Annotated in this window: 17 protein-coding genes; 11 read left to right on the forward strand and 6 right to left on the reverse strand. The window is 64.0% G+C overall.

All coding sequences use genetic code 11. From position 1 onward, the window contains the following. Positions 1-196: 196 nt before the first annotated feature. Positions 197-556, reverse strand: a complete 360-nt coding sequence (locus ABIB80_RS36010) for a hypothetical protein (RefSeq protein WP_007601391.1) — start codon at positions 554-556, stop codon at positions 197-199. A gap of 87 nt (positions 557-643) precedes the next feature. Between ABIB80_RS36010 and ABIB80_RS36015 the strand changes: the two genes are divergently transcribed. The 4 genes from ABIB80_RS36015 to ABIB80_RS36030 are packed head-to-tail and all read left to right on the forward strand — an operon-like array spanning position 644 to position 3,464. Next, positions 644-1,624: an ABC transporter substrate-binding protein gene (locus ABIB80_RS36015; protein ID WP_051058479.1), complete on the forward strand. Its 981-nt coding sequence runs from the start codon at positions 644-646 to the stop codon at positions 1,622-1,624. Between the two features lies 1 nt (position 1,625). Next, positions 1,626-2,363 (forward strand): ABC transporter permease, encoded by a 738-nt coding sequence (locus tag ABIB80_RS36020; protein WP_007601389.1) that lies wholly within the window; start codon positions 1,626-1,628, stop codon positions 2,361-2,363. Further along, the gene (locus ABIB80_RS36025; protein ID WP_007601388.1) at positions 2,353-3,063 is read left to right on the forward strand and encodes an ABC transporter ATP-binding protein; all 711 of its coding nucleotides are present in this window, start codon (positions 2,353-2,355) and stop codon (positions 3,061-3,063) included. Before ABIB80_RS36020 ends, ABIB80_RS36025 begins: the two co-directional genes overlap by 11 nt. 47 nt (positions 3,064-3,110) lie before the next feature. Then, entirely contained in the window at positions 3,111-3,464 is a 354-nt protein-coding gene (locus ABIB80_RS36030; protein ID WP_007601387.1) for a hypothetical protein, read from the forward strand. A gap of 168 nt (positions 3,465-3,632) precedes the next feature. On the opposite strand, the gene ABIB80_RS36035 is transcribed toward ABIB80_RS36030, so the two are convergent. From ABIB80_RS36035 to lanM, 4 genes are all read right to left on the reverse strand, one after another. Next, positions 3,633-3,842, reverse strand: a complete 210-nt coding sequence (locus ABIB80_RS36035) for a hypothetical protein (RefSeq protein ID WP_007601386.1) — start codon at positions 3,840-3,842, stop codon at positions 3,633-3,635. A gap of 133 nt (positions 3,843-3,975) precedes the next feature. Beyond that, positions 3,976-4,881: a DUF6662 family protein gene (locus ABIB80_RS36040; RefSeq protein WP_007601382.1), complete on the reverse strand. Its 906-nt coding sequence runs from the start codon at positions 4,879-4,881 to the stop codon at positions 3,976-3,978. A gap of 48 nt (positions 4,882-4,929) precedes the next feature. Next, on the reverse strand, positions 4,930-5,010 hold the full coding sequence (gene pqqA, locus ABIB80_RS36045; RefSeq protein ID WP_035994375.1) for a pyrroloquinoline quinone precursor peptide PqqA: 81 nt from the start codon (positions 5,008-5,010) through the stop codon (positions 4,930-4,932). A 171-nt stretch (positions 5,011-5,181) separates the two neighbouring features. Beyond that, on the reverse strand, positions 5,182-5,574 hold the full coding sequence (gene lanM, locus ABIB80_RS36050) for a lanmodulin LanM (RefSeq protein ID WP_007601381.1): 393 nt from the start codon (positions 5,572-5,574) through the stop codon (positions 5,182-5,184). Positions 5,575-5,916: 342 nt separating this feature from the next. Between lanM and ABIB80_RS36055 the strand changes: the two genes are divergently transcribed. The 7 genes from ABIB80_RS36055 (at position 5,917) to ABIB80_RS36085 (ending at position 11,667) form a co-directional block, all read left to right on the forward strand. Beyond that, entirely contained in the window at positions 5,917-7,581 is a 1,665-nt protein-coding gene (locus ABIB80_RS36055; RefSeq protein ID WP_007601380.1) for a methanol/ethanol family PQQ-dependent dehydrogenase, read from the forward strand. 10 nt (positions 7,582-7,591) lie between these two features. Continuing rightward, the gene (locus ABIB80_RS36060; RefSeq protein WP_354129296.1) at positions 7,592-7,948 is read left to right on the forward strand and encodes a c-type cytochrome; all 357 of its coding nucleotides are present in this window, start codon (positions 7,592-7,594) and stop codon (positions 7,946-7,948) included. Next, positions 7,945-8,874, forward strand: coding sequence for a substrate-binding periplasmic protein (locus ABIB80_RS36065; RefSeq protein ID WP_035995565.1), 930 nt, complete (start codon positions 7,945-7,947; stop codon positions 8,872-8,874). The genes ABIB80_RS36060 and ABIB80_RS36065 overlap by 4 nt, the downstream gene beginning before the upstream one ends. A 127-nt stretch (positions 8,875-9,001) precedes the next feature. Continuing rightward, complete coding sequence (locus ABIB80_RS36070; RefSeq protein ID WP_035994373.1) at positions 9,002-9,634, forward strand: hypothetical protein; 633 nt, start codon at positions 9,002-9,004, stop codon at positions 9,632-9,634. After that, entirely contained in the window at positions 9,577-10,011 is a 435-nt protein-coding gene (locus ABIB80_RS36075) for an FUSC family protein (protein ID WP_245286014.1), read from the forward strand. The genes ABIB80_RS36070 and ABIB80_RS36075 overlap by 58 nt, the downstream gene beginning before the upstream one ends. A 110-nt stretch (positions 10,012-10,121) precedes the next feature. Then, a complete protein-coding gene (locus ABIB80_RS36080; RefSeq protein WP_007601374.1) occupies positions 10,122-11,111 on the forward strand; it encodes a Bug family tripartite tricarboxylate transporter substrate binding protein in 990 nt (329 codons plus the stop codon). A 130-nt stretch (positions 11,112-11,241) separates the two neighbouring features. Then, positions 11,242-11,667 carry a hypothetical protein gene (locus ABIB80_RS36085; RefSeq protein ID WP_007601372.1) on the forward strand — a complete coding sequence of 142 codons (426 nt, stop codon included), beginning with the start codon at positions 11,242-11,244 and terminating at the stop codon, positions 11,665-11,667. A 59-nt stretch (positions 11,668-11,726) separates the two neighbouring features. Here ABIB80_RS36085 and ABIB80_RS36090 read toward each other — a convergent pair whose 3' ends face one another. Further along, positions 11,727-12,695, reverse strand: coding sequence for a helix-turn-helix domain-containing protein (locus tag ABIB80_RS36090; RefSeq protein WP_007601369.1), 969 nt, complete (start codon positions 12,693-12,695; stop codon positions 11,727-11,729). Between the last annotated feature and the right edge of the window lie 361 nt (positions 12,696-13,056).

The raw sequence follows: 13,056 nt of genomic DNA on the forward strand, positions 1-13,056 counted from the left end.
CAAGCGGACAAATCCTGCTCGCCTCCATCGCATTCAACATGAGGAAATGGGCCGCGATCGCGGCCTGAGCCGCCCGCCGAGGGCGACAATCACAGCCTTGGCCGGAGCCTGTCGCGACCCAGACCTTCTCTCTCGACGTCTTCAGCCTCAAAAACCAATAGCGCAACAGGCCCACAAGGGGAGAAGGAAGAAAGTGTTAGAAACACCTCACCTCGGCTTCCGCCTGTGCTCGCCGCAAATCATTCACGGCCGAGTTCGCCTGCTCCGAGGTGCGGAACTGGACGCCGAGATTGCCGCGGACCTGGGACATGCTGAGCGCGGTTTCTGCGGTGACGTAGCGCTCATAGGGCACGATCGAGGCCACCACGTCGATCGAGCAGGAACATTGCTCGATCGCCTGCCGGCTCTCGCCATTGGCCTTCATGCAGCCATAGACATACTCGGCACGCGCCGATGTCGGATAATCATTGGCCTCTTCAGCCTGCGCAGCGAGCGCGGTCGCAGCCCACACCGCCAATGCGGCGACAATCGGTCGTAGCTGTCCGGCCAGATTCATGAGCGTCCTCCCGCTGGTTGCGACGGAAGCTATGCTATGCGTATTGTCCTGAAAAGCACCCTATCAGAGGAAACGGCTCACAAGGTGATGAGAGCATTTGGTCGATCATTGGCGCTCGCGACGACGCTGGCGCTGACACTAGCCGGGCCCGGCCGCGCCGCGGATACGATTCGCCTTGCGGTGCAGAAGACCGGAACATTCTCCTGGGAGCTGGCCGCGATCCGCGCCGGCGGCCTCGACAAGGAGGCCGACCTGTCGCTCGACGTCACCGAGCTTGCGAGCCCCGAGGCCGGCAAGATCGCCCTGCGCGCTGGCAATGCCGACATCATCCTGTCCGACTGGCTGTGGGTGTCGCGCGAGCGCACGCTCGGCGCCAAGCTCACCTTCTATCCCTATTCCAGCGCGCTCGGCGCGGTGATGGTGCCGGCCGCCTCGCCGATCAAGTCGCTGGCTGATTTGAAGGGCCGCAAGCTGGCGGTCGGCGGCGGTCCCATCGACAAGAGCTGGCAGCTGCTCCAGGCGCGCATGAAGCAGGACGGCATCGACCTGAAATCGGAGGCGACCATCGTCTATGGTGCTCCGCCTCTGATCGCCGCCAAGGCGCTCGACGGCGAGATGGATGCGAGCCTCAATTTCTGGAATTTCTGCGCACAGCTGGAAGCCAAGGGTTTTAGACGTCTTGCCGGCATCGAGGACATATTGCCGAAACTCGGCGCCAAGGGCGCGGTCTCCGCAGTCGGCTATGTCTTCGACGAAAACTGGGCGGCGAGTCATCGCGATGCGGTGGCGCGCTTCATCGCGATGACCCGCAAGGCCAAGCAGCTGCTGGTGACCTCGGATGCCGCCTGGGACAAGATCGCACCGCTCACCGGCACGAGCGATGCCACCCTGCTCAAGACCTATCGCGAGCGATATCGCGACGGCATTCCGCGCCGGAGCATCGATGACGAAGAAAAGGACGCGCGCGTGCTCTACCGCGTGCTGGCCGAGACCGGCGGACGCGACCTCGTGGGCCCCGCTGCCGAGCTCGATACCGGCACGTTCTATCACGCAGTTGCCGGAGACTGAGGTGCTGCGTCTTCTGTCGTTTGCCCTGTTGCTCGCGATCTGGTGGACAGCCGCCCTGTTCGTCGGCGCCGCAAAGCTGCCCTCTCCGTCCGCCGTGCTCGACGTCGTCATCGCGGAAGCATCGAGCGGCGCGCTGTTCCTGCATCTCGGCGCCACGCTCGCCCGCGTGAGCCTCGCCTTCGTGCTGGCGATGTCGCTCGGCAGCGCCATCGGCTATCTGATGGGACGGGTGAAGCTCGCCGACCGGCTCGGCGATCCCTGGCTGATCCTGCTCCTGAACCTGCCCGCGCTGGTCGTGATCGTGCTGGCCTATATCTGGGCCGGCCTCACCGAGGCCGCAGCGATCGCGGCGATCGCGATCAACAAGCTGCCGACCGCCATCGTCACCCTGCGCGAGGGCGCACGCGCGCTCGACCGCTCGCTCGACGAGATGGCGAGCGTGTTCGCGATGCCGCGCTGGCGCGCGTTCCGCCACGTCGTGCTGCCGCAACTGGCACCCTATATCGCAGCCTCAGCCCGCTCCGGATTGTCGCTGGTGTGGAAGATCGTGCTGGTCGCCGAACTCCTGGGCCGGCCGAACGGCGTCGGCTTCGAGATCGGCGTCGCTTTCCAGCTGTTCGACACGCCGCGGCTGCTGGCCTATTCGCTGACCTTCGCCGCCGTCGTGCTCGTGATCGAGACCGCGCTGGTGCAACCGTTCGAAGCCCGCGCAACACGATGGCGACCCCGTGCGGCTTGAGGTCGATATCACAGGCAAGAGCTTCAAGAGTGCCGCGGGCGGGACGCAGGAGGTGCTCGCGCCGGTCAGATTCGCGCTTCAATCCGGCGAGGTCGGCGTGCTGATCGGTCCCTCCGGCTGCGGCAAGAGCACGATGCTGCGCATCATCCTCGGGCTCGACCGCGATTTCGAGGGGCACGTCTCGCGCCCGCCGGAAGCGCGGATCGGCATGGTTTTCCAGGAGCCGCGGCTGCTGCCATGGCGCTCGGTCGAGCAGAATGTACGGCTTGCGGCACCCGATGTGACCGACGCCAAGCTCGCCGAGCTGTTCAGGATCCTGGAGCTGGACGCGCATCGCAGTCATTTTCCAGGCGAATTGTCACTGGGCCTCGCCCGGCGCGTCGCGCTCGCCCGCGCCTTTGCGGTGGAGCCTGACCTGCTCGTGCTCGACGAGCCCCTCGCCTCGCTCGACGACGCACTCGCCGGCCGTTTGCGCGACGAGATCGCGACGCTGGTGGCGCGCCGTCCGGTGATGACGTTGCTCGTCACCCACAGCCTGGATGATGCGATCCGGCTCGGCGACCGCCTGTTCTTGCTATCGCCGCGACCGGCGCGCATCGTGCGCGAGGTGCCGATTGCCATCCCGCGCGCGGAGCGCAGCGAGGCCGAGCTCGGCAAGATCAGGGCCGAGCTCGCCGCGTTGCAGCTTGAATCGAAATGAGAACTCATGGTCAATTGGATCAACGACATCTTCGCGGGAGGGTCATCATGCGGCGTACGCTGATTGCGATCGGCATCCTGTTGGTTGCGATGCCCGGCGCGGCGCTCGCGCAGGCCAAAGGCAAGGGTATCCGGCTCTGGAATCTGACGACGGAGACGATCTCCGGTTTCCAGCTCTCGCCGGCCGGGAAGACCGAGTGGGGGCCGAACCAGTGCTTGAACGACAAGGACAAGGAGGTCGACCACGACGAGCGGTTGCGCATCACCGGCGTGGAGCCCGGCCGCTACGACGCCAGGGTCAGCTATCCCAATGCACGGCAGTGCATCGTGCGCGACATCGAGATCAAGGCGGATGCGGTGTTCTCGATCGCCGACAAGGATCTGAAGGATTGCAGCAAGTAGCGCGGCTGCGTTACGAGCGTTTTCCCCTCATGGTGAGGAGCGCGGAACGCGCGTCTCGAACCACGCAGGCCCGTCTGTCGCCTGCGGCCATCCTTCGAGACGCTTGCTTCGCAAGCTCCTCAGGATGAGGACCTAAGCCAGTCGTGACCGGCAACGCAGCTCAGGGCTTTACGCCTTGTCGTTCGGGTGCGGATATTCGCAGCGCCACCGCACCGCCTGCCACTTCGGATGGTCGCCAACCCATTGCGCGATATAGGGCGGCGCAGCCATCGCGCATTGCGTCGGCGACCCCGCATAGTTGAACACCAGATGCTGCTCCTCGCAGGTCGCAGGCGAAAGCAACGCACACACAGTCACCACCAGGTCGATCGGGTTCATGCCGGGATCCTCGCAGAGCCGATGAAGAATAGCACAAAAGGCTACGCTCCGAGGAGCGGGAAGTTTCAATCCGGCCGCGCGAAATCGAGCGGGAATTGCCCCGTCGCCTCTCCCCGCAACCGGGGCGCGAGCGCTAGAAATTAACTCCAAAGACCAGCCTTGCCTGGTGGCGCTCGAAATTGACGAGGTCGAGATTGCCGCCTGATCCGGCCGCACGGCCCCAGGCCTGCATGCTCCAGCTCATGGTCAGGCGCGAGCGCTCCGAAAGCTGGAAATAAGCGGTCGGACCGACGAAGAGGGCTTGGCCTGCGAACTCGCCGAGGCCGATGCCTTCGTACTGCCGGAAGTAGCGCACCTCGCCGCCGAGCAGCACATCGGGCCGCACGCGGACGAGGCCGGCGAAGGCCGCGCCGATGGTCGAACTCTTTTCGGACAGTCCCGCCATTTCGAAACGCGCCCATTCGGGTTGATAGATCAGGTTGAGCGCGCCGATGGCGAAGTTCGGGATCAGCTCGCGATCGAAGGCGAGCGTGAAATCGGTACCGTACATCCGCCCTTTTGCGCCGGAAGTCTCGTCGATGCGATCGCCATGGAGTTCGGCGGCGACAGTCAACCCGAATGGCGCGCGCTCGCGATCGAGCAGGCGATAGCGCAGGTCGAGCGAAGCGCCCTGGAAATTGAACTGACGGCGGTCGCCGATATCGGGGACGCCGGTGATGTCGTGCAGCGTGGCGGTGCCGCCGACCTCGATGCGGAAGTTCGGCAGCGGCACGATCTCTATCTCGACCTCCTGCGACAGGGCGCGATAGGTCCCGCCGCCTTTGCCGAATCGTCCTGTCGTCTGGGTCTGGAATTCGCGCTCGCCGGGATTGCCGACATCGGTGCCGATCATGAAGCCGAAGATGTGCTCGGTATCAAAGCCCTCTTCGGCGCTGACGCATGCCGGCGCGAGCGCGACGGTGCAGGCGGCTATGGTCCAGAATGTAAGGGCTCTCGCGCGCATCCCCGACACTACCACGGCTTCGATGGTAGTTGCCATCGAAGCCGCGGCAGGTCGCAAGTCTTACTTGCAGTCTTACTTGTGGTCCTACTTGCGCAAAGCGCAGGCGTACATGTTGATTTCCATGCCGACCGACACTTCCACGATCTTCGGAGCTTTCCAGGCCATTCGGGGACTCCCAAGGGATTGAGCGCGACATCGCGCCGGCCAAAACCTAGGGCTGCGTCAGGCACAGCGCAAGTCGGGAATCGCGCCGTCGACACAGCGAACTGTCGCATCGCGCTTGCAAATTTCTCTCTCGGGCAACTCGCCTTCGCTCCCAGTCAAGCGGCGCGGCGCTCACTGCAACAAGCGCAGCAGCGCGCGGCCGGCGCGCGAGTTCAGCTCCTTGGCATCCAGCGTTCCATCCTTGTCGGGATTCGCCGCGTTGAAGCGCTGCTCCACCACGGAGAGATATTCGTCGAGCGTGAGAGTCCCGTCGCGATCGGGATCGGCGGCGGCGAGTTCTTTCGCCGTTAACCGTCCGCGCAACTCGCGGGCGTCAAGCGTGCCGTCATGATCGGGATCGAGCTTGGCGAACAACGCGGTCGCCGCCTTCTTCACCTCGGCAAGGTCGAGCGTGCCGTCATTGTCGGTATCGAACGTCTTGACCGCGTTGCCGGAGGCAGACCATGCCGGACCGGACATCAGTGCAATCGTGAGCGCAAGTGCAACAGAGCGACGCGATATCATGAAAACCTCCCAGACCAAGAGCTCCGATTCGAGCCGGATCGAAACGACATAAGTCCACAAGCGAGCCTCGGTTCAAGCCCCGAATTGCAGGCTACGCCCGTACAACTTGCGGAACCCGTCGGCCCGACCATTGCCGTGGCGCACGCGCCCTGCTCCATGCCGCGGAATTTCTTCAGCGCCTGCGCACAAGTGAGAGTTGCTTGTCAGCTCTCCGTCAGGTGACCGGCTTCCGGCCGCCCACCAGATCGGCGTCGCAACTACGACTTTCGTATTGACGCGTTTTGCATTCGGGCGGAGTGTTGCTGCCGCAGCGTCAATAGGCGCGCATATTGGGAGGAACGGATGAAACGCTTTGCGATGGCCGCGAGCCTCGTCATGCTTGCATCGATTTGTGCAAATGCACAAACCAGCGAGCAGCTGGTCAAGGGTGCGACCGATACATCGAACGTTCTCAATTACGGAATGGGCTACAATCTCCAGCGTTTCTCGACGCTGAACCAGATCAACAAGGACAGCGTCAAGAACCTTGTCCCGGTCTGGCACTACTCTTTCAACGACGATCGCAGCGAGGAATCGCAGCCGCTGGTGTACCAGGGCGTGATCTACGTGACGTCGCACAACGCGACGATGGCGGTCGACGCCAAGACCGGCAAGCAGATCTGGAAATCCAAGGTCGAGTATCCTGCCGAAACGCCGCGCATCGTCTGCTGCGGCATCATCAATCGCGGCGCCGCGCTCTATGACGGCAAGGTGTTCCGCACCACGCTCGACGCCAACGTGATCGCGCTCGACGCCAAGGACGGCAAGGAGCTGTGGCGGCAGAAGGCTGCCGATATCAAGGAAGGCTATTCGATGACGGTGGCGCCGCTGGTCGCCGACGGCGTCGTGATCACCGGTATCTCCGGCGCCGAGTTCGGCACCCGCGGCTTCATCGACGGCTGGGATCCGGCAACAGGCAAGCACCTGTGGCGCACCCATTCGATCCCCTCCCCCGATGAGCCCGGCGGCGACACCTGGAAGGGCGATACCTGGAAGCTCGGCGGTGGCTCGACCTGGATTACGGGCTCCTATGATCCCGAGCTGAACACGGTCTATTGGGGTATCGGCAATCCCGGACCGTTCAACTCGGCGGTGCGCCCGGGTGACAACCTCTACACCTGCTCCGTGCTGGCGATGGATCCCAAGACCGGCAAGATCAAGTGGCACTACCAGTTCTCGCCGAACAATCCGTTCGACTATGACAGCGTGGCCGAGATGGTCCTCGCCGACATGAACGTCGAGGGCAAGCCGACCAAGGTGTTGATGGACGCCAACCGCAACGGCTTCTTCTACGTGCTCGACCGCACCAACGGAAAGCTGCTTGCGGCCAATCCTTACGTGAAGGTCAACTGGGCGACGGGAATCGACATGAAGACGGGCCGGCCGATCGAGACCGATGTCAGCAAGGACGCGCGCGAGGGCAAGAAGGTCGTTGTCTTTCCGTCGCTGCTTGGAGGCAAGAACTGGGAGCCGATGTCCTTCAACCCGCAAACCGGGCTCGCCTACGCCAACACGCTCGCCTTCGGCGGGCACTACAAGACCGAGCCCGTCACCTTCAAGCAGGGTGAATGGTATCTCGGCATGGACCTCACCGACCTCTGGGAATGGGGTGATGGTCCGCGCGGGCATCTGAGGGCGATCGACCCCATGACCGGGAAGGCCAAGTGGGAAGCGCCCAGCGACATCCCGCGCTTCTCGGGCGTGCTGTCGACCGCGGGTGGCGTCGTGTTCTCGGGCGCGCTGACCGGCGAGTTCGAGGCCTTCGACGCCGACACCGGCAAGAAGCTCTGGCAGTTCCAGACCGGCTCGGGCATCGAGGGACAACCGGTGACCTGGCAGCAGGACGGCGTGCAGTATGTCGCCGTGACGAGCGGGTACGGCGGCGTCTACTCGATCTTCTCCGGTGACGAGCGGCTTGCCACGGTACCGGCTGGGGGCTCGCTGTGGGTTTTTGCGGTCAAGCAGTAGCCACGGCACGATGCTGAAAGAGGTGACGTACAGGACGGTGGCGATCCTTGCCACCGTCGCGGTGCTGACGGTCGCGCTTGCGGCGGCCGTTCGTGCCGCGGATGATTCAACCGGCAATCCCGTGCAGGCACAGATCGACCACGGCAAGTCGACCTATGCCGAGAAATGCTCGCACTGCCACGGCCCCAACATGATGAACCCCGGCACCATCACGCCGGACCTGCGCGCCTTCCCCGACGACAAGACGCGCTTCGTCACCACGGTGAAGAACGGCAAGAACAACAAGATGCCGCCCTGGGCCGACATTGTCAGCGACGAGGAGATCGGGAATCTCTGGGCCTTCATCTCGAGCCGGAGAAAACCATGAGGCGCTGGCTGGCCGCTTGGAGCATTGCCGCAATCCTCGCGGCGGCGGCCGCGGCTGCACGCGCGGCCGACGATCCGCTCAAGATTTGTCTCGACGAGGACCGGCCACCGCTGTCGGTGCACCACAAGGGCAAGCCGGACTCGGGTTTCGACGTGCTGCTGGCGGAGGCGATCGCCGACCGGCTCGGACGACCGCTGACGATCCAGTGGTTCGAGAGCAAGCTGGACGAGGATTCGAGCCCGCAGCTCGAGGCCAATGCGCTGCTGTCCGACGGGCGCTGCTCGCTCGTCGGCGGCTATGCGCTGACGACGGACTCCCTCGTCAAGCCCGGCATGAAAACGGCGCGCTTGCCGGATTTTGCCGGCGCCACCCGCGACGACCGACGCCGCCGCGTCGCGCTCGGCGTGCTCGCGCCGAGCCAGCCCTATGTCTACTCGCCGATGACAGTCGTGCTCGGACCCAAGGCGCGGGGTCGCAAGATCGGCGACATCGGCGACCTCGCCGGCCTGCGCCTAGTCATCGAGAGCGGCTCGCTCGGCGATGCGATCCTCATGACCTTCGACAAGGGGCGCCTGATCGACCACATCACGCATCTCGTCCCCGGCCGCGATGATCTTCTCGGCGCACTTGCCCGTGGCGACTATGACGCGACGCTGATCGACCTCGGCCGCCTCGACGCCCATCGCGCCGCGCACCCCGATACGGCGATCACCGCGTCCGGCTACTACTATCCGATCGGGGCCAATCGCGGCTATGTCGGGCTGGCCAGCGATCCGGCGCTGATCGACGCCGTCAACAAGGCGCTGAGCGGGCTTGCCGCCGAGGGCAAGATCGCCGAATTCGGCAGGCAGGCGGGGCTGAGCTATCTGCCGCCGCAGGAGCCTGCAATCCTCGGCGACGTCTGGATGAAGATCATTCAGCGGTGACCGGAGCGTCCGGCTCCCGGAATGACGGATAAAGTGGTCGGCGATGGGCCCACTACAACCATCGCTGGCTCGGCGACATTCTGCACCCTATGATACCGCCGTTTTCATTCGGCCATCTGGTGGCATCGTGAATCCTTCCGCAGCAGGCCTGCGCGATCTGCTCTCGCGCGAAATCAAGACCGGCGAGCTGGTGCGGGCGCTGATCGTCGTCGGCCCGATGGTCGCCGCCTATTTCGTCGCGCGCGAGACGGCGCTGCTGAATCTCGGGTTGGTCGCGGTCTCGCTGCTCATTCCGGCGCTACGGCTGCACCTGCCGCCGAAGGTTATCGTATGTTACTACATTGCCATCCTCCTCACTTTTGCCGCGCTCTTCCTTGCCGCCCCGATCAAGCCGCTATTCGCAGTGCTGACGGCGCTCGCCGGATTCCTTGCGGTCGCGGTGACATGCCATGGCGAACATTTCCGCACGCTCGGGAATTGGGTGTTCATCCCCGCCGTGTATCTCGCCTGCGAGGTGCGGGAGGGCGTGAGCGCCTCGGAAGCCCTGCGCCATGCCGGCATGATCATCGTGTCCTCTCCGATCGCGCTGGCTCTGGTCTGCGCCATCCGGATTTACGACCAGCGACGGTGCGCGATGCCGCGACCTCGTTCGGAGCGCCCGCGGCCGAGTGGTTTGTGCCCGCGGCGGCAACCGCCCTTGCAGTGTTCGCTGCGGCGGCGCTGGTCGAGATCCTCGAGCTCGCGCAGGGCCAATGGGTGATGTGGTCGGCCGCAAGCGTCGTGGTCGGCGATCTCGCCGCTTCGACCGGCAAGCTGAAGCAGCGGGCGATTGGCGCCGTCGCCGGCGTGCCGCTCGGTTTCCTCGCCGGCATGGTGCTGCCGCAAAGCCGCGTCGGCTATGCGCTCGCGGTTCTCGCGGCCACCCTCACGCTGATCGCGTTCTCCCGCTACATCGTCGGCTTCGGCCTGCGCTGCTTCTTCATCGCGCTGGCCGCTTCCTTCGCCGGCAGCGCCAGCGGCATCGCGGAGGAGCGCATCGTCAACGTGCTGATCGGCGGCACCTTCGGCTTGCTTGCGGTAGCCCTGACTGAAATCGTCTGGCTGCGTGTCATGCGAAAAGTGCGATTGTCCGGATGACGCCCGAATAGGCACAGCGCGGCCCGTCGAATGCGCCAATCTGTCTCGCCAGCCACCCATGGCAGAGGCGACCCGATGCAGTACCGTCGCCGACAACCCGGGAGAGAATCATGTCCGCAAAACTCGATCGCCGCCACTTCATCGCCGCCGGCACCACCACACTCGTGATGCCTTTCGTCTCGCGCGGCGCCTCGGCGCAGGCTGCGTGGCCATCGCGGCAGATCCGCATGATTTGCAGCTATCCCGCCGGCGGACAGACCGATCTGCTCGCGCGCGCCTATGGTGAATTCATTGCCAAGCAGGTCGGAAAGACCGTCGTCGTCGAGAACAAGCCCGGAGCCGCCGGCGCGATCGGGACGGCGGAGGTCGCCCGCGCGGAGCCCGACGGCCACACCATCCTGTGCTCGATCTCGACCACCTACATCATGAACCGGGTGGTGATGAAGACTCCCGGCTACGACATGGACAAGGATTTGACGCTCGTCAGCGTCATTCCGGGCGCCGGCCTCCTGCTGGTGGCGAACCCGAAAACCGGCGTCAAGACGTTGGAGGATTTCGTCGCCTTCGCGCGCAAGAGCGGCAAGGTCAACTTCGGCACCTATAGTGCGGGCTCGGCTCCGCATATGACGGTCCACGAGCTCAACAAACAGTATGGCCTTGCCATCGAGCCGATCCACTATCGCGGCGAAGCCCCGATGTGGACGGGCATGCTGGAAGGTACGCTCGATGTGGCCATGGGCAGCTACACGGCAGCGCAGTCGGTTTTGCAGAGCGACCGTGGCACCGTGTTCGCGGTGCATTCGAAGAAGGTCGACGCCATCCCCGATATCAAGACTCTCCCCGAGCAGGGCGCGACGTCGAAATTCTTCACCGTTAGCGGCTTCTCCGGCTGGGCCGTGCCGAAGGCTACACCGCAACCGGTCGTCGACCGCTTGGCGGAGCTTTGCGTCGCTGCCAACAACGATCCGAAGGTGAAGGAGGTTCTCAACACGTTCGTGCTCGAACCCGCGATCGGCTTCAAGGACACCAACGCCCTATATCAGCGCGAGCTGCCGATCTGGATCGAGAGCGCGCGGTCGCTCGGCCTCGAGCCCTCCTGAACCGGGAGACAAGACGCCCTTCGCGGCGCAACATCCGACCAAAGCCTAGTGCCGGAAACGTATTTTCCCGCTATGATTGTGCGACGCTGCTGGGAAGGTCTCACCGGCGCGGACGAGAAAGGCCGATCCCATGACACCGGATGGCGTTGCCGTAGCCGTCATGATCATCCTGCTGTTTCCGATGGGCTATTTCACGCTGGCGTCTCCGGCCTTCCTGCTGGTGAAACTGGATATCCAGCCCGTGGCCCAGCTTTTGCGCGGAATGTTCAATGCCCATTTTCTGGTGATGCGCGTTGCCGGAATTATCGGAGCAGTAGCTTTCCTGCTCGACGGTCGTCTGGTCGCAGCGATGGGCGTCGGCCTCCTTGCAGCCTTGGCGATCTACGGACGCCGCGGGTTCATGCAGCGGATGGACGAACAGCTCAGCGCCACGGACGCCGGCGATGCCGAGGCCCCGCGTCGGCTGCGCCGGCTGCATTGGAGCGGGATGCTGGGCAACGCGGTGCTGCTCGCCGCTCTCCTAATAAGCATTCCCTACATCGCCATATCGGCGTGAGAGACATCGCGGGCGCGTGACGGGCAACCGCTGTCGTCGACGCCGAACCTGGCGTTTGCCTAGTGCTCGTCCGCCGCAACCGCGCCCTGTTGCGCCTTGTGGATCGAGGACGGCACCACGCCGAAATATTTCCGGAACACCCGGCTGAAATGCGATGAGCTGGAGAAGCCCCAGGAGAATGCGACGTCGGTGATGGTCTTGCCGGCGTGGGCCTCGAGCTCCTGGCGGCAATTCTGAAGACGCGCCTGCCAGATGTAGTCGCTCACCGTGGTGCCGCGCTCCGAGAACAGCATGTGCAGATAACGCTTGGAGCAGCCGAGCTCGCCGGAAATCTGGTCGATGCACAGATCCGGATCGCGCAAATGCTCGCGGATGAAGAACTGCGCGCGCACATAGGTCGCTTCGGGCCCGACGCGATCGAGCATCGTGTCGGCCTCGCGCAGCGGCAGCAGCAAGAGGTCGATCAGCGAATCGGCGACGCCGACCGCACTGTTCGCCGACAGCTTCGCCGCCTCGTCGAAGGTCGCATGGACGAAATCATGGGCGATCCGCCCCGTCCCGGTGCGTGAGGTCAATTTGCAGGCGGGCATTCGCTGCGACGGGAATCCGCGGTCGCGCAGCAGCGCCTTTGGCACGATCACCACGTCATGGCGCGTGAAAGCGGGGCTGATGATCGAATGCGGACAGGAGACGTCATAGGCGATGATGTCCCCCGGGTTCAGCTCGATGTGGCGGCCTTCCTGCTCGAAATAGGACACACCGTAAGTCTGGAAGTGGATCTTGATATACGGGTGTTCATTGGCCTTGGCGCGCGCCAGCGTGTGCGCAATCCGATGCTGGCTGACCTCGATCTGGCAGAGCTTCAGGCGCGAGACGCTGGTGTAGTCGATGCGGCCTTCGAGCGAAGACGCTTCGAGCGGATCGACGTCGAAATGCCCGCACAGGCTCGTCAGCCCGTCGATCCAGCTTTGGATCTGACGTTTCGGCGTCATGCCCGTCGTCGAGAGCGTGTGAATCGTGTCGGACATTAATCCAGCCACTGGTTTGATCCGGAGATTTTACGCGAATCGCGAGCCGCGCTGCCGGAGCCCTGAACCGTGATTGCGTGACGTTTACCTCGATTTTGAGCGATCTTCCAGAACGAGCGCCGTCGTTCCAATGCCACCCTTGTAAGTTAATCCTCCGCCTTAGTTGCAGCGCCGTCAAGGGGAACCTAAGCGTGGGAGACGGTCCCAAAGCGCTGCGGAAGCCGCTGAATTCGCTACTGCAAAATCAAAATCTTCGCGGCCGTGCGCTGTCAAGCAAACCAGCTTCTCTCTTGGGCAAGTTTCCCGATAACGAAGTCGTTAGGGATTGCATCAGGAACAACAAGAACGGGCCGCTCCGCAC

Source organism: Bradyrhizobium sp. i1.15.2, assembly GCF_040548425.1.
GTDB classification, from domain to species: domain Bacteria; phylum Pseudomonadota; class Alphaproteobacteria; order Rhizobiales; family Xanthobacteraceae; genus Bradyrhizobium; species Bradyrhizobium canariense.